Raw genomic sequence first — 21,315 nt, 5'->3', positions numbered from 1 at the left:
AACGAGACGCTGCATTACCGCGCATTAAGGTTAACGAACCGTGCGCAGGGACGCGAAGATGACCCAGGGGCAGGCGAGGCCGCCGCCGGGCGGCCTCAGAGTGCCTGCGCCGCCGCCAGCACCTCGGCCGCGTGGTCCTTGACCTTCACCTTCGGCCAGATGCGGGCGATCTTGCCCTCCGCATCGATCAGGAAGGTGGCGCGCTCGATGCCCATGTAGGATTTGCCATACATGCTCTTCTCGACCCAGACGCCATAGGCTTCTACCACCCGGCCGTCCTCGTCGGAACCGAGCGCGACGCCGAGGCCGTGCTTGGCCTGGAACTTGTCGAGGGCCTTGGCGGGGTCGCGGGACATCCCGATGACGGTCGTGCCAGCAGCCTCGAACGCCGCCTTCAGGTCGGTGAAATCCTTCGCCTCCTGCGTGCAACCGGGCGTATCGGCCTTCGGATAGAAATACACCACCACCTTGCGGCCCTTCAGGGCGGCGAGATCGACGACGGCGCCGCGGTCCCCCGCCACCGAGAAATCCGGCGCCTTGTCCCCCACATTCAGCCCCATCACGCCATCCTTTCGTCGGTTTTGCCCAATAGGAACGTTCGATCATACGCTTGCTAAAGATCAATGGATTTTCGCTCGCCCCCGCCTTGAAAATGCGTGAATGGGGCGTGGATGGCAGCGCCGCCCCCATGGAACCGTGCCTAACATTCGGTTAAGCCGGATCGGACCACAGTGCCGGAACGCGCCGTGTCGCGTGCAGGTCCCGGGCCAACGAGGCCTGGAAGAGAGATGGAGAGGGAATGGATTGGCGCCCCGACCAGGGCCGGGCTCCGTGCGACACGACCTTGACCGCCACCCGCGCGCGCGGGTGGGGGCGGGGCTCGGCGCGGGCCTTTGCCGGCTGGTGGGCTAACCGCCGCGTGCCGGCCTTCCTGAGCCGCATTTTTGGTGGTGCGCCGTCCTGCTGGTCGACCCGCCGCCGGGTCTGCACGGGGGCGATCGCCGGCCTCTTCCTGCTGATCGTCTGTCCCTTGCTCTTCCTCGCCTGGCAGATCCAGCGCGGCGGAATGGGTCTCGACATGGTGACCCCGTGGATCGCGCGTTCACTCTCCGACCAGCTCGGCGACGGCCGCACCGTGACCATCGGCGCCGCGGTGATCGTGCGTGACGGCAGCGGCAACGTCGAGATCGAGGCCCGTGATGTGGTCGTCCACGACGGCGACGGCCGGCGCGTCGCCTCCATGCCGCGTGTCGCGCTCGGGCTCGATTCGCTGCCGCTTCTCGGCCGCCCCTCGATTCGCCGGATCGATCTCGTCGGCGCCTCGGTGGCCCTGAAGGTCGGCGAGGACGGCCAGATCGCCCTCGCCGCCGGGCGGTTCCGCACCCAGATTCCCGAAGAAGGCCGCGTCACCGAACCGTCCGCCGCCGGAGCGTCCCCGCCCGCCGAGCTCACCTCGACCCTGCCCGAGCCGGAAATGTCGCCGTTCCGACGCCTCGGCATCTGGCTCGACCTGATCGAGAAGTCCGGGCTCGACGGCCATCGCCTCGCCGGCTTCGGCCTGCGCAACGGCACGGTGATCGTCGACGATGTGCGCTCCGGCAGGCGCTTCGTCTTCGCCGGCATCGATCTCGATCTCACCGTGCCGGCCACTGGCGGATTGTCCGTCGAGCTGGACGCGTCTGGCTCCGGCGCCCGCTGGACCTCGACCGCCATCGTCACACCGCGCGATGCCACGGGTCGCCGGGTCATCGACCTGTCGATGCGTGACATGGCTCCGCGCGACCTTTCGCTAGCCCTCCAGGGGCCACAGGTCGTCTTCGCCGATACGCCGATATCCGGCACCCTCAGGGCCACGGTCGGCGAGGACGGCGACCCCGTCGCCTTCAACGGCCGCGTCACCATGGGCGCTGGCAAGGTCGGGGACGTCAACGACGAAGCCATGCGCATCGCCATCGACAGCGTTGCCGCCGACGTCCATTGGGACACCCGGGCGCCCGGGCTCGTCGTCGACCGGGTCGAGGTTGTGGCCGGCGACAACAGGGCCTCGCTCAACGGCGTGGTGACTCCCCCGGCGCGCAGCGGCGAGCCCTTCGTGGTCGAGTTGCGGGCCCTGCAGGCCGTGACCTCGGTGCTCAATCCGCACGAGCCGCCGGTGCCGATCAACGTCAGCGGCGCCCGGTTCGTCTTCGACCCCGCGACCCGCACGCTGGCCCTCGACGGCCTGACCGTCGACCAGGGCGCCGAGCCGCTGGCGAAGATTGCCGGCAAACTGACCTTTTCCGACGGGTCGCCCGCCATCGATCTCGACATCTCTGCCGGGCGGATGCCGCTGGCGACCGCTCTGTCGCTCTGGCCGCGCGCCTCCAACCCCCATGCGCGCGACTGGGTCGCCGACAACATGCACGGCGGGACCACCGAGGACACGAACATTCGCATGGCGATCCCGGCCGGCCTGCTCGCCACCAAGCAATGGGTGCTGGAGAAGGACGCGCTGTCAGTGCGCTCGAAACTCCGCGGCACGTCCCTGCGGGTCATGCCGGGCATGTCGCCGCTGAAGGAGGCCGATCTCGATCTCGACGTCGACGGCCAGATGGCCAGCCTCACCGTTCAGCGCGGCAGCATCGAGCCGGCGACGGGCCAGAAGCTGACACTCACCCAGGGCACGTTCGAAATCCTTGACCACCGGATCCAGCCGCCGCAATCCGTGACGAAGTTCCGCCTTCAGGGCGCGGCGTCCGCCGCCTTCGCGCTTCTCGGCGAGCAGGCCTTCAAGGGGGCCGCAACGGGTCCGACGCTCCCCACCGGCAAGGTCGAGGGCGCCGTGACGGCTCAGGTCACTGTCAACGTGCCGCTGACCGAGACCTTCCAGGCCAATCTGATCGACTATGTCGTCGATGCCGATTTCACCGGCTTTTCCGCCGACAATGCTTTCGGCGAGATGCGCGTCGAGCGCGCCGTCTTCAAGGTGCTGACGACGCCGCGCAGCCTCACCATGCGTGGGCAGGGCGTGCTGGGCGGTGCCCAGGCCAATTTTGAGTACCGCAAGCCCCGCCCCGACGCGAAGCCCGAGATCCGGCTGACGGCGACGCTGGACGATCGCGGACGCTCCCGGCTCGGCCTCAATATCGGCTCGCGCATCGTCGGCCCCACCCCCGTCAGGGTGGTGACGGTGGGCGAGGAGTCCGGCCGCTACAATGTCGAGGTCGATCTCGGGCCGGCGACCCTCTCCGATCTTCTTCCCGGATGGAGCAAACCGCGGGGACAGGCGGCCAAGGCCCGCTTCGTCGCCGTAGAGGGCGACGACGGCTGGAAGCTCGAGGACCTCGTCGTGGAAAGCCGCGGCGTTCTTGTTCGCGGCTCGGCCACCTTCGACGACAAGGGCGGCCTCGTCGGCGGGGTGTTCCCGGCCTATAACCTCTCCGACGGCGACCGGATGAACATTCGCGTCGAGCGCACCGGGGCCGGCCACCGCGTCACGGGTCGTGGCGAGATGATCGATGCCCGTCACCTGATCAAGTCCCTGTCCGAGCCGGTGCGTCCGGGAGCATTGGCCTCGAGCGGCACGCCGGCCACCGAACTCGACATCGACTTCAAGGCCAATGCCGTGGTCGGCGGCAACGGCGAGGTGATCCGGCAGTTTGAAATGCGCATGGTCCGCCAGGGCCAGACGATCCGCTCGCTGACCGCGTCGGGTCGTGTCGGCCGCGATGCGCCCTTCGCCATCGAGCAGCGCGGCCAGGGCAATGCGCAGCGGCTGGCGGTCAGTTCCGGCGATGCCGGCTCCCTCCTGCGCTTCCTCGACATCTACCGCGCGCTCCAGGGCGGCACGCTGGCCTTGATCATGACCCCGCCGCAGCCGAACGGGAACATCCGCGAGGGCAGCGTCGAGATCACCGATTTCCGCATCCGCGGCGATCAGGCGATTTCCGGCATGGTCGCGGCCGCCGGCACTGCGCCCAACGCCTCGCGCCAGCAACAGCAGCCGAACGACGCCTTCGCCTTCTCCAGGCTGCGCGCCAATTTCGCCCGCGCCGCCGGCAAGGTGTCGGTCTCCGACGGCCTGCTCTGGGGTGTGGCGATCGGCGCGACGGTGGAGGGCGAGTTCGATCCGGGTCGGGATCGTCTGCTGCTTCGCGGCACCTATGTGCCGGCCTATGCGCTGAACAACATCTTCGCGCGCATCCCGGTCCTCGGCTTCTTCCTCGGCGGTGCGCCCGACGAAGGTGTCTTCGGTATCACTTACCAGATCGCCGGAGCGGTCAGCGCACCGCGCCTGACCATCAATCCCCTGTCGGCGGTGACGCCGGGCTTCCTGCGCAAGATGTTCGAGTTCCGTGGCGCCGCCTCGGGCACACCGCCTCCGATGCAGGGCGACGCCGCCCAGCGCTGACCGGCCGGGCGTCCACGAGACAGGGCGCCCGATCAGCTGCGCGCGATGTCCTGCCCGTCCATCACCCAGCCCTTGATGCCGCCTTCCAGATGCGCGTCGTAGGGCTTGCCGGAACTCTGCGCGATCTCCGACGCCTGCAGCGACCGCATGCCGGCGGCGCACATGAACACGACGCGCTTGCCATCCGGCTCAGGTATGGCGCGCGGATCGAAGCTGGAGAGCGGCAGGTTCAGCGACCCCGGAATATGCGCCATCTGAAATTCATGCGGCTCGCGCACGTCAATCAGCAGGATCGAGCCGTCGGAGAGCCCGCGGGCGACGTCGTCGGTGGAGAGGTCATGGACAGGCATAGGAGGTCTCGGCTCGGTTGAGTCGGGGGTGCTGACAGTATGGCCTAGGCGAGGACGATCCCGCCAGTGACCGGCGCCTTCACTCCCGTCGTTGAGGGATAGGTCAGCGGCAGGCCCTTCAGGCTCCGGACCGCCAGATAGGCGAAGGCCTGGGCCTCGAGGAAATCCGACGACCAGCCGATATCCTCGCCGGTGCGCACTTCGGCGCCGGTGACATGGGCGAGGAGGCGCAGCAGTTCCGGGTTCCTGGCCCCGCCCCCGCAGACGATCCACAGCACCGGCGGCTTGCGCATGAAATCGGCGGCGCGGGCGATGGAGCGGGCGGTAAAGGCCGTCAGCGTCGCGGCCCCGTCCTCCGTCGCGACATTGCCGACGATGGAGAAGGCGAAGGCGTTGCGGTCGAGCGACTTCGGCGGCGGCTTGGCGAAGAAGGGATGGACCATGAGCCAGGCGACAAGGGCCTCGTCCGGCCGGCCGCGCGCCGCGGCGGTGCCGCCGGCATCCATGCGCGCGCCGGTGCGCTCGCCCATCCAGTCGTCGACCAGCGCATTGCCCGGCCCGGTGTCGAAGGCGAGCAGCGCCTCGTCCTCGCCGATCAAAGTGACATTGGCGACGCCGCCGATGTTGACGACGGCGAGCGGGCGGGGGAGGGCGGCCTGCGCCGCCAGCGCCCGGTGGAAGACCGGCACGAGTGGCGCGCCCTGGCCGCCGGCCGCGACATCGGCCTGGCGAAGATCATAGACGACGGGAATGCCCAGCCGCTGGCGCAGCGCCTCGCCGTCGCCGATCTGCACGGTCAGTCCGATCGCCGGGCGGTGCAGCACCGTCTGTCCGTGGAAGCCGACGACGCCGATATCGCCGCGGGCGAGGCCGTTCCGTTCGAGGAACAGCTCGACCGCCTCGGCATGGGCGCGGGTGACGAGGGCCTCGGCGCGGGCGAGGAGGGGCGTGCGCTGCGTCCGGTCGGTGAGCTGCGCCCCCTCCTTCAGCGCGGCGCGCAGCAGCGCCCGCTCGTCTTCGCTATAGGCGCGATAGCCGGTCGGGCCGAAGCCGCCGATGGTCTCGCCGTCGGTCTCGACCAGCGCCACATCGACGCCGTCCATGGAGGTTCCCGACATCAGGCCGATGGCGCGCATGAGTCCCGCCGATTCGAAGGGTGAAATGGGTGCCCGCTTCTGCTACACCGCGCCTCCTCCGGGGTTAAGTCCCGGCCTCAGCTCTCGTTGGAAAGATCATGACCGCCCCCAGCTCCGACTTCCTGCGCATTCTCACCGAGCGCGGGTTCATCCACCAGTGTTCCGACATGCAGGGTCTCGACGCCCTGGCGGCCAAGGGGGATGTCGTCGCCTACGTGGGCTATGACTGCACGGCGCCCTCGCTCCATGTCGGGCATCTCCTGTCGATCATGATGCTGCACTGGATGCAGGCCACCGGTGCCGGCAAGCCGATCACGCTCATGGGCGGCGGCACGACCCGCGTCGGCGACCCCTCGGGCCGCGACGAGACGCGCAAGATCCTCTCCATCGAGGACATCAACGCCAACAAGGACGCGCTGAAGGGCGTCTTCGCCAAGCTGCTCACCTTCGGCGACGGCAAGACCGATGCGATCATGCCCGACAACGCCGAGTGGCTGACCAGGCTCAACTACATCGAGATGCTGCGCGACATCGGCCGGCACTTCTCGATCAACCGCATGATGACCATGGATTCGGTACGGATGCGGCTGGAGCGTGAGCAGGAGCTCTCGTTCATCGAGTTCAACTACATGATCCTCCAGTCCTATGATTTCGTCGAACTGGCACGCCGCTACGGCACCAACCTGCAGATGGGCGGCTCCGACCAGTGGGGCAACATCGTCACCGGCGTCGATCTCGGCCGCCGCATGGGGACCCATCAGCTCTATGCCCTGACCTGCCCGCTGCTGACCACGACGTCCGGCGCCAAGATGGGCAAGACGGCGGCGGGCGCCGTCTGGCTCAACGCCGACATGCTGTCCAACTACGATTACTGGCAGTTCTGGCGGAACACCGAGGACAGCGACGTCGCCCGTTTCCTCAAGCTGTTCACGCTGCTGCCAATGGCGGAGATCGACCGCCTCGCCGCGCTTCAGGGCGCGGAGATCAACGAGGCGAAGAAGGTGCTGGCGACGGAAGCGACCGCCCTGGTGCGCGGCCGCGAGGTGGCCGAGGCCGCCGCCGAGACGGCGATGAAGACCTTTGAGCAGGGCGCGCTTGGCGACGACCTGCCGGTGGTGACCGTGCCTGTCACGGAGCTCGCCGCGGGCATCGGCATCCTCAGCCTGTTCGTTCGCGCCGGCCTCGTCGCCTCCAATGGCGAGGCCCGTCGTCAGGTCCAGGGCGGCGGACTCAAGCTCAACGACGAGACGGTGACCGACGCCCAGGCGATGGTGACCGGGGCAGCCCTGAAGGACGGTGTCGCCAAGCTGTCCTTCGGCCGCAAGAAACATGTGCTGGTGAAGGCAGGGTGAGACCATGACGATGAAGTTCTTCTACGGCCCGAAGACCTGCGCGCTGGCCTCGCGCATCGCGCTTGAGGAGGCGAACGCCCCCTATGAGCCCGTCCGTGTCGACTTCGCCTCGGGCGAGCAGACCAGGCCGGCCTTTCTCGCCGTCAATCCCAAGGGTCGCGTCCCGGCCCTGGTTACAGACCGCGGCGTGCTGACGGAGAATGTCGCGATTCTCGCCTTCGTCGCCCAGAGCCATCCTGACAGGAACATCGCGCCGCTCGGCGATCCCTTCGCCTTCGCGCAGATGCAGGCCTTCAACGCCTATCTCGCCTCCACCGTCCACGTGAACCACGCCCACAAGCACCGGGGCGCGCGCTGGGCGACGGAGGAGAGCTCCTTCCTCGACATGCGCCGCAAGGTGCCGGAGACCATGGCGGCGAGCTTTACCCTGATCGAGAACGAGTTCCTTCGCGGCCCCTGGGTCATGGGCGAGGCCTATTCGGTGGCCGACGCCTATCTCTTCACGGTGACGCGCTGGCTCGAGGGCGACGGCGTCGACGTGGCGCAGTTCCCGCGCGTCGCCGACCACCTGAAGCGCATGGGCGAGCGCCCGGCCGTCAAGGCGGCGCTGGCGGGGGAGTGACCGCTCAGTGGTGGTAGCGGCACTGGGCGATCTCGAGCACCTCGCCGCGCACGCGGTAGACGAGGCGGTGTTCCTGGTCGATCCGCCGCGACCACCAGCCCTGCAACTCGTTCTTCAGCGGCTCCGGCTTGCCGATGCCGCTGAAGGGCGTCCGGGTGCACTCGTCGATGAGGCTGTTGAGCTTCTTCAGGAACTTCCGATCCGTCTCCTGCCAGTAGCGGTAGTGAGCCCAACCGCGCGGGGAGAAAGCGATGATCATTCCTCCAGTTTCCTGACGACCCCGAGGCCCGCATCCAGTTCGGCGATCGAAGCCAGCAGGTCCTCGCGGTTGCGCGGACTCCTCAGGAGATAGGTCGTCTCCTCCATCGATGTGTAATCCTCCAGCGAGATCAGCACCGCGGGAGGCTTTCCGCCCTCACGGGTGATCAGCACCGGCGCATGGTCCGCCGTCACCTGGTCAAGCGTGGCGGCGAGTGTCTTGCGGAGTTCGGTCGAGGTCTTGACGCGCATGGCATGAGTGTACGCTAAAACGTACGCAATCTCAAACGCGCCGCGGCACAGCCCAGGGCCTTGCGCCGCCATCGCGTGCCGTGAAGGCGGCGATGGCATCGCCTTCGGCGAGCGTCAGGTCGATGTCGTCCCAGCCGTTGAGGAGCTGGGTGCGCCAGACCGGATCGATGGTGAAGGGCACCACGACATTGCCGCAGGCGATGGTCAGCGCCGCGAGGTCGACGGTGACCGGCAGGTTGGCCGTATCGAGCAGCCTCTCCGCGTCCTCCTCGCTCACCGTCGCCGGCACGACGCCGTTCTTGACGCAGTTGGACGCGAAGATGTCACCGAAGGTCGGGGCGATGACGGCGCGGAAGCCGAAATCCGCCAGCGCATAGACCGCGGCCTCGCGCGACGAACCGCAGCCGAAATTGCGCCGCGCGACGAGGACGGTCTGGCCGGCGCGAGGGGCGGGGGCCGTGCCCTTGGCGGCGAGGTCGTGCAGGAGGAAGCGGCCATAGCCCTCCGGCTGGCGCGGCTCCTTCATGAAGCGCGCGGGAATCAGTTGGTCGGTGTCGATATTGGCCACCGGCAGCTTCAGCATCGCGGCGGTATCGCTTGTGAAGGGCCTCATGCGAACCGCCTGACGTCGGTGAGCGTACCGGTGACCGCGGCTGCTGCTGCCATGGCCGGCGACATCAGGTGGGTGCGCGCGCCCGGCCCCTGGCGGCCCTTGAAATTGCGGTTGGTGGTCGAGGCGCAGCGCTCCCCCGGCTGGACGATGTCGCCATTCATGCCGACACACATGGAACAGCCCGAATCCACCCATTCCAGCCCGGCCTCCGTGAAGATGCGGGCGAGGCCCTCGTCCTCGGCCTGCCGCTTGACCAGCGAGGAGCCCGGCGAGACGAGCCCCGGCACCACCGCCTTGCGGCCCGCGAGGACCTGCGCCGCGGCGCGCAGATCCTCGATGCGCGCATTGGTGCAGGAGCCGATGAAGACCCGGTCGATGGCGATCGATTGCAGCGCCTGTCCAGGCGTCAGGGCCATGTAGTCGATGGCGTCGCGCGCCGCTGCCGCCTTGATCGGGTCGGCGATGCGGTCGGGATCTGGCACGTGGGCGTCGATCGGCAGGGCCTGTTCCGGGCTGATGCCCCAGGTGACGGTCGGTGCGATCTGTGCCGCGGCGAGGCTCACCTCGCGGTCGAAGTCGGCGTCGGCGTCGCTGACGAGCCCGGCCCAGTCCGCCACCGCCATGTCCCACAGCGCCCCTTCGGGTGCGAAGGGCCGGCCCTTGAGATAGGCGATGGTGGTGGCGTCGGGCGCCACCATCCCGCAGCGCCCGCCGGCCTCGATGGACATGTTGCAGAGGGTCATCCTGCCCTCCATCGACAGCGCACGGATGGCCGAGCCGGCATATTCGATGGCATGGCCGGCTGCCCCGTCGGCGCCGATGGCGGCAATGACGGTGAGCATGATGTCCTTGGCGGTGATGCCGGGCGCGGTCTCGCCCTCGACGCTGATCCGCATCCGCTTCGGCTTCTTCTGCCACAGCGTCTGTGTCGCCAGCACATGGGCGACCTCGGAGGCGCCGATCCCGAAGGCATAGGCGCCGAAGGCCCCGTGGGTGGAGGTGTGGCTGTCGCCGCAGACGACGGTCAGGCCCGGCAGGGTCAGGCCCTGCTCGGTTCCCGTCACATGGACGATGCCCTGCCGCCTGTCGTCGAGCCCGAACAGCGTGATGTGATGGGCGGCGGTATTGGCGCCGAGTTGCGCGACCATCCGCGCGATGGAGGCGTCCGGCACGGGGCCGCCGCGGCCGCGCGTCGGGACATAGTGATCGGCCACACCGAAGGTGAGGTCCGGCCGCGCCACCGGCGCACCCCGTGCCGCGATCTGTCCGAAGGCGTGATGCGAGCCTTCATGGACGAAATGGCGGTCGATCCACAACAGCGACAGGCCGTCGGCCCGGCGTGCCACCACGTGACGATCCCAGAGCCTGTCGAACAGGGTGGCGGGCAATTGCACTCTTCGCTCCACGACGACGCTTGACGTGACAACATTGTATCATAGGATAGACAAATCTTGAAAACTCTCTATCTCTATCCATCGAACAGGCCGGCAGACAAATGCAAACCGTCGCACTGCCGAAAAAGGGGTCTGCGCCAATGCGCCCCGGTGTGACAACCGGCCTGCGAGGGAGCGAGCTCATGGCTGAAGCCATCGAAACATCCAAGACGCGGCGGGTCTACCTGACATTGCGTGACCGAATATCGTCAGGGGAACTGACGCCGGGCACCCGCCTGCCGTCCGAACCGGACCTCGCGGATCTCCACGACGTCTCGCGCGTGACAATTCGCCGGGCGCTGGCGGAGCTCGAGCGTGAAGGGCTGATATCGCGCCGGCCGGGCGCCGGAACCTTCATCACGGCGCGGATGATCAAGCGGCCGATCGTCGCAGACCTCTCGAACGCGCTGGCCCATCTGGTCGAAATGGGCCGGTCCACCGATGTACGGCTTCTGCAGTTCGGCTATGTCGAAGCCACACCGGAAGTCGCCGAGGCGCTGAAGCTCGACAATGGCGAGCGGGTACAACGCTCGGTCCGCGTGCGCATCATCGACGGCGAGCCCTTCTCCTATCTCGTCACCTACGTGCCGCTGCGGATCGGCACGACCTTCACCGAGGCGGAGCTCGGCGTGCAGCCGCTGCTGACCCTCATCGAGCGCTCCGGCGTCAAGGTCGATCGCGCCACTCAGACGATTTCCGCCGCTCTCGCCGGTCCGGACATCGCCGAGGCGCTCGGCGTCGACATCGGCGCGCCGCTGCTTTCGTTGCACCGCGTCGTCTTCGACGTGAAGCGTCGCGGCATCGAGCATCTGACGGCCTTCTACCGGCCCGACCGCTACTCCTTCCAGATGGATCTGGTCCGCATCGATTCCGGCGGCGACAGGCTGTGGTCCCCGGTGGAACGGCTGCGCATGGGCGTCGGCATCAACGGCGCCGGCGCCAACGACTGACAGGATCCCGCCAGCCTCACGGCTGGCGGCTTCGGCAGAACGACAAGAACCGGCCCAAGCCGGTCGTCTTTCAGAGTGTAACAGACGGAGAACAGCGACCATGACCGCCTGGAATGAAACGACGCGACGCAGCCTCCTGAAGTCCGGCGCCGCTGGCGCCGCAATCCTCTCGGCACCGGGCCTCGTGCGGGCGCAGGCCGCCCCCGTGAAGCTCGGCATCCTCCAGCCGGTGACCGGTGCGCTCGCCCAGGACGGCGAGTATGGCCGCCTCGGCGCCCAGCTCGCCATCGACGACATCAACAAGTCCGGCGGCATCAAGTCGCTCGGCGGCGCCATGATCGAGATGGTCTTCGGCGATGCCCGCTCCAGCCCTGAGGCGGGCTCGCAGGAGGTCGAGAAGATGCATGCCGAGGGCGTTTCCGCCATCGTCGGCGGCTTCGCCTCGCCGATCTGCCTCGCCGCCTCGCAGGCCGCATCCCGTTATGACATCGCCTATGCGGTCGATGTCGGCGTCTCCGACCAGATCGTCTCGCGCGGCCTGAAGAACACCTTCCGCTTCGGCCCCGGCTTCGGCGCCGTGACCCGCGCCGCCATCGACAACCTGGTGAAGCTCAACGATGCCGCCGGCAAGCCGGCACGGACGGTGGTGCTGGTCCACGAGGACGGCCTGTTCGGCTCGGGCCTCGCCAAGCTGATGAACGACCGCCTCTCGGCGCTCGGCTTCCAGATCCTCGAGACCATCCCGCATCCGACGCCGGCCCGCGACATGTCCAATGTCGCGCTGCGCATCCGGGCGCTCAACCCGGATATCGTCATCCCGTCGAGCTACTACAGCGAATTCGTGCTGCTCGCCCGGACGATGCAGCAGCAGCGCATCCGCCCCAAGGGCATCTATGCGGTGCTCAACGGTGCGGCCTCGAACTTCCGCTTCGTCCGGGAGTTCCCCGACGCTGCCAACAACGTCATGGATTGCAACCACTGGGCCGATCCGCGCAAGCCGAAGACGGCCGAACTGCGCCGGCAGGTCGAGGCGACGGGCCGCTTCTGGCTCTACAACGTGCCGCTGAACTATTCATCGGTGCGTCTGGTCGCCGATGCCATCGAGCGTTCGGGTTCGCGCGATCGCATCAAGATCATCGAAGCCATGGCCACCTCCACCTTCGCGGACCACATCATGCCCTACGGTCCGACGAAGTTCGAGAACGGCCAGAACACCGCCGCCGCCCCGGTCAACACCCAGGTCCAGAACGGCGACATCAAGGTGATCTTCCCAGACACCTTTGCCGACGCCAAGGCCGTCTTCCCCGTCACGGGCTGACCGTCGCAGCCTGCACCCCTTCCGCTCCGCGGCCGTATCGCCGGCCGCGGAGTCCGTCATGCCGGTGAGGTTTCGTCTCCCGTGTTCAGATCTTATCCGCCGCAGATCGTGCTTGAGGCCGTGCTCAACGGTCTCCTCACCGGCGCCGTCTACGCCCTCGTCGCGTTCGGCCTGACGCTCGTCTACGGCGTGCTCCACATCATCAATTTCGCGCATGGCGCCATGCTGACGCTGGCGATGTTTGCCGTCCTGGTGGCCCATATCGGCTTCGGGATCGATCCCTACCTCGCCATCCTGCCGCTGACGCCGCTGTTCTTCGCCTTCGGCTACGGCCTGCAGCGCTTCGTCATCTCGCCGGCGAGCCGCAACGACGACGGTGCCATCCTCCTGGTGACGCTCGGCCTGTCGATCGTGCTGGAGAACCTGCTCCTCGCCATCTTCCGCTCCGACACGCGGACGCTGACCCTCGACTATTCCTTCTCGGTGGTGGATACCGGCTTCGCGCTCCTGTCGCTGCCGCGCGTCATCGGCTTCGGCGTCGCGCTGATCGTCGCGGCCGCGCTCTGGGCGATCCTCGCGCTCACCGACACCGGCAAGGCGATCCGCGCGGTGGCGAAGGAAAAGCTCGGCGCCTCCCTCGTCGGCATCGACGTCAACCACATCTATGCCGTCACCTTCGGCCTCGGTGCGGCGACGCTGGCGGTGGCCGCCTGCCTGCTCATGCCGTCCTTCTACGTCAATCCGCGCGTCGGCAACGCCTTTGTCCTCGTTGCCTTCACCGTCGTCGTGCTCGGCGGCATGGGATCGATCGCCGGGGCGCTGGTCGGCGGCCTCGTCATCGGCGTCGTCGAGAGCCTGTCAGGTCTCTATCTCGGCGAAAGCCTCGGCCAGATCGGCATCTTCCTCATCTTCATCCTGGTCCTGCTGTTCCGCCCGACCGGCCTGTTCGGGGCGAAGGCATGAGTTCCGGGACCTTCGCAGCCTATCGCCCGATCCTCATCGCCATAGCCGCCCTTGCGGCGCTGCCGCTCGCCGTGCCGCTCCTCGTCGGGGCGGGCCTCTTCGCCGGACCCAATACCTTCTACAACCTGATGATCTTCATCCTGATCATCACCCTGGCGGCACAGGGCTGGAACATCGCCGGCGGCTATGGCGGCCAGTTCTCCTTCGGGCACGCCGCCTTCTTCGGCACCGGCGCCTATGCCCAGGCCGTCCTGCAGACCCGCTACGGCGTCAATGCCTGGGTGGCCTTGCCGCTCGCCATGGCGCTCGGCGGTCTGGTCGGGGCGTTGATCGGCCTGCTCGCCTTCCGCGCCCGCCTGCGCGGTTCCTATTTCGCCCTGGTCACGCTCGCCTTCGCCGAGGTCTTCCGCATCCTCGCCAATGCCACCCCGATCACCGGCGGCGCCGCCGGCACGCTCGTTCCGCTTCGCATCGGCTTCGGCCAGATGCAGTTCGACGCTCCCGCCGCATTCTTCTACCTCGCACTGGCCTTCGTTGCTGTCGTGCTCATTCTCAACCGCTTGCTAGAGCGCTCGCGCTTCGGCGCCTGGCTCGTGGCTGTCAGGGAAAACGAGGACGCCGCCCGCGCTCTCGGCGTCGACACGCTGACCGTCAAGCTGAAGGCCATCACGCTCTCGGCCGCCGTCACGGCCGTGGCCGGTGCGCTCTATACCCAGAAGTTCCTCTATGTGGACGCCAACATCGCCTATGGCGCCTGGATCTCGGTGGAGGCGCTGCTGGCGCCCATCGTCGGCGGCATCGGCACGGTTTTCGGCCCGCTCATCGGCGCCGTTGCGCTGATCGGACTCGGCGAGGCGGCGAAGACCGTCATCCATGCGGCCTTCGGCTCCGCCGTTCCGGGCGTCGACCTCGTTGTCTACGGGCTGCTGCTGGTCGTCGTCATCGCCTTCGCGCCGCGCGGCCTGATCGGCCTCCTGCGGACCAGGGGAGGGCGCTGATGCTGGAAGTTCAGGGCCTCACCAAGCGGTTCGGCGGGCTCGTCGCCGTCAGCGACGTCAGCCTCACCGTGCCCGAGGGCTCGATCACCGGGCTCATCGGCCCGAACGGCGCCGGCAAGACCACGCTCTTCACGCTGATCTCCGGATTCCAGACACCGAGCGCCGGACGCGTGCTCTTCGCCGGCGCAGACATCACCGGCCGCACGCCGGAAAGCCTCGCGGTCCTCGGCATCGCCCGCACCTTCCAGATCGTCCAGCCTTTTGCCGGCCTGTCGGTGCTGGAGAACATCGCGGTCGGCGCCTATCTGCGCTGTCCCCACCGGGCCGAGGCCATGGCCCATGCCGAGGCGGTGGCGGACAGGGTCGGCCTCACCGATCTCGGGCGCCCGGCCTCCTCGCTGACGGTCGCCGGCCGCAAGCGGCTCGAACTCGCCCGGGCGCTGGCGACCGGGCCTCGCCTCCTTCTGCTCGACGAGGTGCTGGCCGGGCTCAACCCTTCCGAAATCCGCGACATCGTCCCGGTGATCCGGTCGATCCGTGAATCCGGGGTGACGATCCTGATGATCGAGCATGTCATGCAGGCGGTGATGAGCCTGTGCGAACATGTCCATGTCCTCGCCAACGGCCGCCTCATCGGCGCCGGCACGCCGGCCGAGGTGGTCGGCAATCCCGCCGTCGTCGAGGCCTATCTCGGCCACGGCGCGGCCGGCCGCCTGCAGAAGGGGGCGTCCCATGGCTGAGCCGATCCTGGCGGTCGAGGATATCGTCGCCGGCTATGGCGCGACGGAAATCCTGCGCGGCCTGTCGATGAGCGTCGCACCCGGCGAGATCGTCGCCGTCTTGGGCTCGAACGGCGTCGGCAAGACGACGCTGAACATGGTCCTCTCGGGGATCCTGCGCGCCACGTCCGGCACAGTCCGCTTCCTCGGCGAGGACATCACCCGGGCGACCCCGGGCGAGATCGTCGCGCGCGGTCTGATCCACGTTCCTGAAGGCCGTAAGATCTTCCCCAACATGACCGTGCGCGAGAACCTCGTGCTCGGCTCCTACCGGCGCGGCAAGGCGGCGCGCGCCGGTAATCTCGACCGGGTCTTCTCCACCTTCCCCCGCCTTCGCGAGCGCATCGGCCAGCTGGCCGGGACGCTGTCCGGCGGCGAGCAGCAGATGCTCGCCATCGGCCGCGGCATGATGGCCGAGCCGAAGCTCCTCATCCTCGACGAGCCCTCGCTCGGCCTCTCGCCGCTGCTGGTGGAGGAGATGTTCACCCTGGTGCGGCAGATCCATGCCGAGGGGCTCGCTGTCCTGCTTGTCGAGCAGAACGTCGTCCAGTCGCTGGAGGTTGCCTCCCGCGCCTTCATTCTGGAAAACGGCATCTTCGCACTGTCCGGAACGGCGACTGACCTCGCCGCCAGCGACGACCTGCGCCGCGCCTATCTGGGCCTGTAACGATGGTCCGGAACTTTCCTTCCATGTCTTTCATGACCAAGCGCCTTGCCGGAGACTGCCGATGACCAGCCCTGCCCAGATCCTGCGCGCCCGGCTCGACCGGCGCCCCGTGCTGGTCGCGCCCGGTGTCGTCGATCCGCTCACCGCCCAGATCGCCGTCGATGCCGGCTTCGAGGCGCTCTACCTGACCGGAGCCGGCATCGCCTACACGCAGCTCGGCATGCCGGATATCGGCCTCACCACCATGACCGAGGTGAGCAACGTCATTGCCCGCATCGCCGACAAGGTGAACGTGCCGCTGATCGTCGACGGCGACACCGGCTTCGGCAATGCCATCTCGGTCCAGCGCACCGTCCGCGTCTTCGAACGGGCCGGGGCATCGGCCATCCAGATCGAGGACCAGACCTTCCCCAAGCGCTGCGGCCATCTTCGCGGCAAGGACGTGATGCCGACGGAAGACATGGTTGGCAAGATCAAGGCGGCGGTGGACGCCCGTGCCAATGGCATGCTCGTCATCGGCCGCACCGATGCCGGCGCCATTGAGGGCTTCGAGCGGGCCTTCGAACGGGCCGAGCGCTATGCCGAGGCCGGAGCCGACATCATTTTCGTCGAGGCGCCGCGCACCCGCGAGGAGCTCTCTGCTGTCCCGACGCGGCTCGGTCATATCCGGCCCCTGATGGCCAATATGGTCGAGGGCGGCCGCACGCCGATGACGCCGGTGAGCGACCTCGAGGCCATGGGCTACAGCCTGGTGGTCTTTTCGGCCGGCGTGGTCCGGGCCATGGCGAAGACTGCCCGCCGGTTCTATGACACGCTCAGGGCCGACGGCACCTCCGATGCGGTGCGCGACGAGATGTATTCCTTCGACGAACTCGCCGACATGGTCGGCACCACCGCGCTGCTGGAGGCGGGCAAGCGCTATGACCCGGCCGGGGGCGGGGCATGACGCTCGATCCCGTCACGCTCGCGGTCCTCAAGGGGCGGCTGGAGCAGATCGCCGACGAGATGGACGCGACGCTCTACCGCTCCGCCTTCAACCCGATCATCGCCGAGGCGCGCGACGCCTGCCATGGCCTCTACCACCGCGAGACCGGCGACACGCTGGTCCAGGGCACCAAGGGCCTGCCGATCTTCGTCGGCGCCATGGCCTTTGCGGTGAAGGCGGTGATCGACAAGGTGAAGGCGCAGGGCGGGCTTTCCCCGGGCGACACCTTCATCTTCAACGACCCCTATGCCGGCGGCACCCATCTCAACGATTTCCGGCTTGTACGTCCGGTCTTCCGTGACGGGGCGCTGTTCTGTTGGCTCGCCTCGGCCGGTCACTGGCTGGACATCGGCGGCAACGTGCCCGGCGGCTACAATCCGGTGGCGACCGAGAGTTTCCAGGAAGGCGTGCTGATTCCTGTGGTGAAGCTCGTTTCGGCTGGCGAAACCCGGCAGGACATACTCGACATCCTCGCCGCCAATTCCCGCCTGCCGAATTCGAACTGGGGCGACCTCAACGGTCAGCTCAACGCGCTGGACCTCGGCGAGATCAGGCTCAACGCCCTCCTCGACCAGTATGGCGCCGCCACCATCGACCAGGCCTTCGTCGCCTTTTCCGCCCGCGCCGAGGCGCTGATGCGCGAGGCGATCGCCGCGCTGCCGGACGGCACCTATGCCTTTGAGGACTATCTCGACAATGACGGCATCGTCGACGCGCGGCTGACGGTAGCGCTTGACCTCACCATCGCCGGCGAGACCATGGTGCTCGACTTCTCGCGCTCCTCGCCGCCCTGCGCCGGCCCGATCAACATCTCCGTGCCGACGACGATCGCGGCCTGCTATGTCGCCCTCAAGCACGTCTTCACGGATGTGCCGGCCAATGCGGGCTGCCTCAAGCCCATCACCTTCGTGGTGCCGGGCACGACCCTGCTGGGCGCCGGGGCGCCCAAGCCGATGGCCGGCTATACGGAGACGATCCTCCGCCTCATCGGCGTCGTCTTCGGCGCCCTCGCGAAGGCCGTGCCCGATCGCGCCACCGCCGGCCCCTTCGGCACGATCAACGCCCTGTCCATGGCTGGCCACCGCGCCGACGGCAGCCGCTGGGTGATGTTCAACTTCTTCGGCGGCGGTCTCGGCGGCAATCCCGAAAGCGACGGGCTCAACCACGCCAACAACCCGATCTCGACCGCCACCATGCCGCCGGTGGAGATCCTCGAGGCCGCCTATCCCATCCTGTTCACGCAATGGGCGCTGCGGCCCGATTCTGCTGGCTTGGGCGCCCATCGCGGCGGCCTCGGTGCCATCTACGAGATCGAGGTGCTGGACCCGCGCGGGGCCGACGTCTTCCTGCTCGGCGAACGCGGCCGCTTTGCGCCCTTCGGCGTCAATGGCGGCGGGGAGGGGGCTCTCAACCGGTTCACGTGGACCGATGGCGGCGTCACCGGGACCCCGCCGATGGCCTCCAAGGTCACCGGGGTGAAGCTCGGCCAGGGCGGCCGTGTCAGGCTGGAGACGCCGGGCGGCGGCGGCTTCGGCGATCCCGCCGGGCGCGATCCGGCGGCGACCGCGCGCGATCATCGGCTCGGCTATGTGACCGGAGCGAAGGCATGACCACCCTCGTCGGCGTCGATGTCGGTGGCACCTTCACCGATCTGTTCTTCCTGGACGAGGCGACCGGCACGTTCCGCACCGCCAAGGTCCCGTCCAACCGCGGCGACGAGGCGGTCGGGTTTCTGGAGGGGCTGAAGACCTTCGGCGCATTGTCCGACCTCGGATCCATCGTCCATGGCACGACGGTGGGCACCAACGCCCTGCTGGAGCGCAAGGGCGCGCGCATCGGCGTTATCACCACGGCCGGCTTCCGCGACGTTCTCGAAATGCGCCGCCGCGACCGCCGCAACACCTGGGGCCTGTGGGGCGATTTCACCCCCATCGCCGACCGGGACCTGCGCGTCGAGGTGGCCGAGCGGACCCTGGCCGACGGCACCGTGCGCCAGGCGGTGGACCCGGCGGAGGTCGCCGCCGCGGCGCGGGCCCTGGTCGCCGCGGGCGCGACGGCGCTCGCCGTCGTCTTCGTCAACGCCTATGCCAATCCCGCCAACGAGAGGGCCGCGGCCGCGGCCGCCCGCGCCGTCTGGGCGAACGAACATGTCTCGGTCTCTTCCGAGATCCTGCCGGAGATCCGCGAGTTCGAGCGCGCCTCGACCACCGCCCTCAACGCCTATCTGCAGCCCGTGGTCGGCTCTTATCTCGCCAAGCTGGAAGCGGCGCTGGCGGGCGAGGCCTTTGCCGGCGCCTTCCACATCGTCCAGTCCAACGGTGGCGTCATGTCGACGGCGACCGCCCGACGCCTGCCGGTGCGCACCGCTCTCTCCGGCCCTGCTGCCGGCGTCATCGCCGCGGCGGCCATCGCCACCGCTGCCGGCTATCCCGACATCATCACCGGCGATCTCGGCGGCACATCGTTCGACGTGTCGTTGATCGCCGGCGGCGAGGCCGCGCTGGCCGCCCAGACCACCATCGATTTCGGCCTCGTCATCCGCTCGCCGATGATCGAGATCACCACGATCGGCGCCGGGGGCGGCTCCATCGCCCGCGTCGACCGCGGCGGCTTTCTCGAGGTCGGGCCCGAAAGCGCGGGCTCGCGCCCGGGTCCCGTCGCCTATGGCCAGGGCAACGACCGCCCGACGCTCACCGACGCGAACATCGTCCTTGGCCGCATCAATGCCGATCGTCCCATCGGCGGCAAGCTCCAGCGGCTCGACGTCGAGGCGGCGCGGCGGGCGCTCGCCCGCCATGTCGGCGAACCGCTCGGCCTCACGCCGGAAGCGGCGGCCGAGGCGGTCGTGCGCATCGCCGATGCGCGTATGGCCGGCGCCATCCGCCTTGTCTCGGTGGAGCGCGGCCACGATCCCGGGACTTTCGCCTTCGTGCCCTTCGGCGGCGGCGGCGCGCTGCATGCCGGCGCGCTGATCGCCGATATCGGCCTAAAAGCGGCGCTGGTGCCGCGATTTCCCGGTGTCACCTCGGCCATGGGCTGCGTCATGGCCGATATCCGCCACGACCAGGTGCAGACACTGAACCTCGTCCTTGGCAGCCTCGACGCGGGAGCCCTCGACCGCCGCATGGCGGAGGAGGGGGCCGCCGCCCATGCCGTTGTCGCCGGCGCCGGCCTCACCGTCGAGCGGATCGACGTCACCTATGAGCTCGACATGCACTATCTCGGTCAGACCCATACTGTCGCCGTGCCGCTGCCGGTGACACTGACCGAGGGCCGCACCGGCATCACCGCGGCCATCGTCGGCAAGGCCTTCGAGGCAGCCTATTCGCGGGCCTTTTCCCGCCTGCTGCCGGGCCTCGGAATCCGCATCGTCAACCTCAGGACCACCGCCATCGGCCGCCGTCCGGCCATCGACCTCGCAGCGCTGGCGCCGGAGGCCTCCGCCTCTTGGGCCAAGGCGCGCACCGGCAGCCGGTCCGTCTGGTTCGGCGGCTGGCGCGAGACGGCGGTCTTCTCCCGCCTCGACCTGCCGGTCGAGGCCGTGGTGGAGGGCCCGGCCGTACTCGAACAGCCCGACGCCACGATTCTCGTGCCGCCCGGCCAGCGGGCGCGCGTCGACCGCTTCGGCAACCTCGTGCTGGAATGCGCCTGATGGATCTCGCCCGTACCGCGCTGCTCGTCTGCGACCTGCAGAACGACTTCCTCCACCCCGACGGCGCCTATGGCCGGGCGCGGCAGTCCGCACCCGAGATCGCCGCGCTCCCCGAGCGCCTGAAGCCGCTGGCGGATCTGATCCGGGCCAGGGGCGGCTGGATCGTCTCGACCCATTTTACCCTGGTGCCTGGCAAGGGCGGCGAGCCCTTCATCTCCGACCACCTGAAGCAGCTCCGTCCCTTCCTCGCGAAGGGCGACTTCGTGCCCGGCTCCTGGGGCCACGACACGGTGGATGCGCTGCAGCCCGTCGACATCAAGGTGGAGAAGGTCGCCTATTCCGCCTTCTACATGTCGCGGCTCGAATGGGTGCTGAAGAAGGCTGGCATCGAGACGCTTCTCGCCTGCGGCATCGTCACCAATGGCGGCGTCGCCTCGACGGTGCGCGACGCCCATGTCCGCGACTTCCACGTGACCGTCATCGCCGATGGCTGCGCCGCTTTCTCGCCGAAGGTCCATGACGAGGCGATCGCCGGGTTGAAGCCGGTGGCGCGGATCGCCACCGTGGCCGAGCTGATTGCGGAGATTGGCGGGTGAG

Annotated in this window: 20 protein-coding genes; 13 read left to right on the top strand and 7 right to left on the bottom strand. The window is 68.4% G+C overall.

Annotated elements, in window-relative coordinates; translation table 11 throughout:
* Window positions 1–95 precede the first annotated feature (95 nt).
* Window positions 96–560, bottom strand: a complete 465-nt coding sequence (gene bcp / locus Q8O26_RS20335) for a thioredoxin-dependent thiol peroxidase (protein ID WP_305578985.1) — start codon at window positions 558–560, stop codon at window positions 96–98.
* Between the two features lie 284 nt (window positions 561–844).
* On the opposite strand from bcp, the gene Q8O26_RS20330 reads away from it, so the two are divergent.
* Window positions 845–4,390, top strand: a complete 3,546-nt coding sequence (locus Q8O26_RS20330; RefSeq protein WP_305578983.1) for a DUF3971 domain-containing protein — start codon at window positions 845–847, stop codon at window positions 4,388–4,390.
* A gap of 32 nt (window positions 4,391–4,422) precedes the next feature.
* Here the strand turns inward: Q8O26_RS20330 and Q8O26_RS20325 are convergent, their stop codons facing one another.
* Both Q8O26_RS20325 and Q8O26_RS20320 read right to left on the bottom strand, forming a co-directional pair.
* Window positions 4,423–4,740, bottom strand: a complete 318-nt coding sequence (locus Q8O26_RS20325) for a rhodanese-like domain-containing protein (RefSeq protein ID WP_305578981.1) — start codon at window positions 4,738–4,740, stop codon at window positions 4,423–4,425.
* A gap of 44 nt (window positions 4,741–4,784) precedes the next feature.
* Window positions 4,785–5,876: an anhydro-N-acetylmuramic acid kinase gene (locus Q8O26_RS20320; protein ID WP_305578979.1), complete on the bottom strand. Its 1,092-nt coding sequence runs from the start codon at window positions 5,874–5,876 to the stop codon at window positions 4,785–4,787.
* A 98-nt stretch (window positions 5,877–5,974) separates the two neighbouring features.
* Here Q8O26_RS20320 and tyrS point away from each other — a divergent pair, with 98 nt between their 5' ends.
* Together tyrS and Q8O26_RS20310 are read left to right on the top strand one after the other, a co-directional pair.
* Window positions 5,975–7,228 carry a tyrosine--tRNA ligase gene (gene tyrS / locus Q8O26_RS20315; protein ID WP_305578977.1) on the top strand — a complete coding sequence of 418 codons (1,254 nt, stop codon included), beginning with the start codon at window positions 5,975–5,977 and terminating at the stop codon, window positions 7,226–7,228.
* Between the two features lie 4 nt (window positions 7,229–7,232).
* Window positions 7,233–7,850, top strand: coding sequence for a glutathione S-transferase family protein (locus Q8O26_RS20310; RefSeq protein ID WP_371134612.1), 618 nt, complete (start codon window positions 7,233–7,235; stop codon window positions 7,848–7,850).
* Window positions 7,851–7,854: 4 nt separating this feature from the next.
* On the opposite strand, the gene Q8O26_RS20305 is transcribed toward Q8O26_RS20310, so the two are convergent.
* From Q8O26_RS20305 to leuC, 4 genes are read right to left on the bottom strand one after another with little or no spacing between them, the layout of a single operon-like run.
* Window positions 7,855–8,109 (bottom strand): Txe/YoeB family addiction module toxin, encoded by a 255-nt coding sequence (locus tag Q8O26_RS20305; RefSeq protein ID WP_305578975.1) that lies wholly within the window; start codon window positions 8,107–8,109, stop codon window positions 7,855–7,857.
* Window positions 8,106–8,360, bottom strand: a complete 255-nt coding sequence (locus Q8O26_RS20300; protein ID WP_305578973.1) for a type II toxin-antitoxin system Phd/YefM family antitoxin — start codon at window positions 8,358–8,360, stop codon at window positions 8,106–8,108. Before Q8O26_RS20300 ends, Q8O26_RS20305 begins: the two co-directional genes overlap by 4 nt.
* A 31-nt stretch (window positions 8,361–8,391) precedes the next feature.
* Window positions 8,392–8,973 (bottom strand): 3-isopropylmalate dehydratase small subunit, encoded by a 582-nt coding sequence (gene leuD / locus Q8O26_RS20295; RefSeq protein ID WP_305578971.1) that lies wholly within the window; start codon window positions 8,971–8,973, stop codon window positions 8,392–8,394.
* Window positions 8,970–10,367 (bottom strand): 3-isopropylmalate dehydratase large subunit, encoded by a 1,398-nt coding sequence (gene leuC / locus Q8O26_RS20290; protein ID WP_305578969.1) that lies wholly within the window; start codon window positions 10,365–10,367, stop codon window positions 8,970–8,972. Before leuC ends, leuD begins: the two co-directional genes overlap by 4 nt.
* 182 nt (window positions 10,368–10,549) lie before the next feature.
* On the opposite strand from leuC, the gene Q8O26_RS20285 reads away from it, so the two are divergent.
* The 10 genes from Q8O26_RS20285 to Q8O26_RS20240 all read left to right on the top strand — a co-directional run bounded on the left by Q8O26_RS20285 (window position 10,550) and on the right by Q8O26_RS20240 (window position 21,314).
* Window positions 10,550–11,356 carry a GntR family transcriptional regulator gene (locus Q8O26_RS20285; RefSeq protein WP_305578967.1) on the top strand — a complete coding sequence of 269 codons (807 nt, stop codon included), beginning with the start codon at window positions 10,550–10,552 and terminating at the stop codon, window positions 11,354–11,356.
* Between the two features lie 100 nt (window positions 11,357–11,456).
* Window positions 11,457–12,674 carry an ABC transporter substrate-binding protein gene (locus tag Q8O26_RS20280; RefSeq protein ID WP_305578965.1) on the top strand — a complete coding sequence of 406 codons (1,218 nt, stop codon included), beginning with the start codon at window positions 11,457–11,459 and terminating at the stop codon, window positions 12,672–12,674.
* A gap of 81 nt (window positions 12,675–12,755) precedes the next feature.
* Window positions 12,756–13,637, top strand: a complete 882-nt coding sequence (locus Q8O26_RS20275) for a branched-chain amino acid ABC transporter permease (protein WP_305578963.1) — start codon at window positions 12,756–12,758, stop codon at window positions 13,635–13,637.
* On the top strand, window positions 13,634–14,635 hold the full coding sequence (locus tag Q8O26_RS20270; protein ID WP_305578961.1) for a branched-chain amino acid ABC transporter permease: 1,002 nt from the start codon (window positions 13,634–13,636) through the stop codon (window positions 14,633–14,635). Before Q8O26_RS20275 ends, Q8O26_RS20270 begins: the two co-directional genes overlap by 4 nt.
* The gene (locus Q8O26_RS20265) at window positions 14,635–15,375 is read left to right on the top strand and encodes an ABC transporter ATP-binding protein (RefSeq protein ID WP_305578959.1); all 741 of its coding nucleotides are present in this window, start codon (window positions 14,635–14,637) and stop codon (window positions 15,373–15,375) included. Before Q8O26_RS20270 ends, Q8O26_RS20265 begins: the two co-directional genes overlap by 1 nt.
* Window positions 15,376–15,379: 4 nt before the next feature.
* Window positions 15,380–16,081: an ABC transporter ATP-binding protein gene (locus Q8O26_RS20260; RefSeq protein ID WP_305578986.1), complete on the top strand. Its 702-nt coding sequence runs from the start codon at window positions 15,380–15,382 to the stop codon at window positions 16,079–16,081.
* 61 nt (window positions 16,082–16,142) lie between these two features.
* Window positions 16,143–17,027 (top strand): oxaloacetate decarboxylase, encoded by an 885-nt coding sequence (locus tag Q8O26_RS20255; protein WP_305578957.1) that lies wholly within the window; start codon window positions 16,143–16,145, stop codon window positions 17,025–17,027.
* Window positions 17,024–18,676 (top strand): hydantoinase B/oxoprolinase family protein, encoded by a 1,653-nt coding sequence (locus tag Q8O26_RS20250; protein WP_305578955.1) that lies wholly within the window; start codon window positions 17,024–17,026, stop codon window positions 18,674–18,676. The genes Q8O26_RS20255 and Q8O26_RS20250 overlap by 4 nt, the downstream gene beginning before the upstream one ends.
* Entirely contained in the window at window positions 18,673–20,718 is a 2,046-nt protein-coding gene (locus Q8O26_RS20245; RefSeq protein ID WP_305578953.1) for a hydantoinase/oxoprolinase family protein, read from the top strand. The genes Q8O26_RS20250 and Q8O26_RS20245 overlap by 4 nt, the downstream gene beginning before the upstream one ends.
* Window positions 20,718–21,314 carry a cysteine hydrolase family protein gene (locus Q8O26_RS20240; RefSeq protein WP_305578951.1) on the top strand — a complete coding sequence of 199 codons (597 nt, stop codon included), beginning with the start codon at window positions 20,718–20,720 and terminating at the stop codon, window positions 21,312–21,314. Before Q8O26_RS20245 ends, Q8O26_RS20240 begins: the two co-directional genes overlap by 1 nt.
* Window position 21,315 lies beyond the last annotated feature (1 nt).

The sequence above is a fragment of the Phreatobacter sp. genome (genome assembly GCF_030691135.1).
In the GTDB taxonomy this organism is placed as follows: Bacteria; Pseudomonadota; Alphaproteobacteria; order Rhizobiales; family Phreatobacteraceae; genus Phreatobacter.
The sequence above is the reverse complement of the archived record's forward strand: the minus strand, read 5'-3'. Positions and strand labels throughout refer to the sequence as shown.

What these genes read in the sequence shown, in the direction of transcription:
- Q8O26_RS20325 (WP_305578981.1), bottom strand. Translation starts at nt 4,740, where the DNA reads ATGCCTGTCCATGACCTCTCCACCGACGACGTCGCCCGCGGGCTCTCC.
- bcp (WP_305578985.1), bottom strand. Translation starts at nt 560, where the DNA reads ATGGGGCTGAATGTGGGGGACAAGGCGCCGGATTTCTCGGTGGCGGGG.
- Q8O26_RS20285 (WP_305578967.1), top strand. Translation starts at nt 10,550, where the DNA reads ATGGCTGAAGCCATCGAAACATCCAAGACGCGGCGGGTCTACCTGACA.
- Q8O26_RS20320 (WP_305578979.1), bottom strand. Translation starts at nt 5,876, where the DNA reads ATGCGCGCCATCGGCCTGATGTCGGGAACCTCCATGGACGGCGTCGAT.
- Q8O26_RS20270 (WP_305578961.1), top strand. Translation starts at nt 13,634, where the DNA reads ATGAGTTCCGGGACCTTCGCAGCCTATCGCCCGATCCTCATCGCCATA.
- Q8O26_RS20300 (WP_305578973.1), bottom strand. Translation starts at nt 8,360, where the DNA reads ATGCGCGTCAAGACCTCGACCGAACTCCGCAAGACACTCGCCGCCACG.
- Q8O26_RS20310 (WP_371134612.1), top strand. Translation starts at nt 7,233, where the DNA reads ATGACGATGAAGTTCTTCTACGGCCCGAAGACCTGCGCGCTGGCCTCG.
- Q8O26_RS20305 (WP_305578975.1), bottom strand. Translation starts at nt 8,109, where the DNA reads ATGATCATCGCTTTCTCCCCGCGCGGTTGGGCTCACTACCGCTACTGG.
- Q8O26_RS20240 (WP_305578951.1), top strand. Translation starts at nt 20,718, where the DNA reads ATGGATCTCGCCCGTACCGCGCTGCTCGTCTGCGACCTGCAGAACGAC.
- Q8O26_RS20265 (WP_305578959.1), top strand. Translation starts at nt 14,635, where the DNA reads ATGCTGGAAGTTCAGGGCCTCACCAAGCGGTTCGGCGGGCTCGTCGCC.
- leuD (WP_305578971.1), bottom strand. Translation starts at nt 8,973, where the DNA reads ATGAGGCCCTTCACAAGCGATACCGCCGCGATGCTGAAGCTGCCGGTG.
- Q8O26_RS20250 (WP_305578955.1), top strand. Translation starts at nt 17,024, where the DNA reads ATGACGCTCGATCCCGTCACGCTCGCGGTCCTCAAGGGGCGGCTGGAG.
- Q8O26_RS20280 (WP_305578965.1), top strand. Translation starts at nt 11,457, where the DNA reads ATGACCGCCTGGAATGAAACGACGCGACGCAGCCTCCTGAAGTCCGGC.
- Q8O26_RS20245 (WP_305578953.1), top strand. Translation starts at nt 18,673, where the DNA reads ATGACCACCCTCGTCGGCGTCGATGTCGGTGGCACCTTCACCGATCTG.
- Q8O26_RS20255 (WP_305578957.1), top strand. Translation starts at nt 16,143, where the DNA reads ATGACCAGCCCTGCCCAGATCCTGCGCGCCCGGCTCGACCGGCGCCCC.
- tyrS (WP_305578977.1), top strand. Translation starts at nt 5,975, where the DNA reads ATGACCGCCCCCAGCTCCGACTTCCTGCGCATTCTCACCGAGCGCGGG.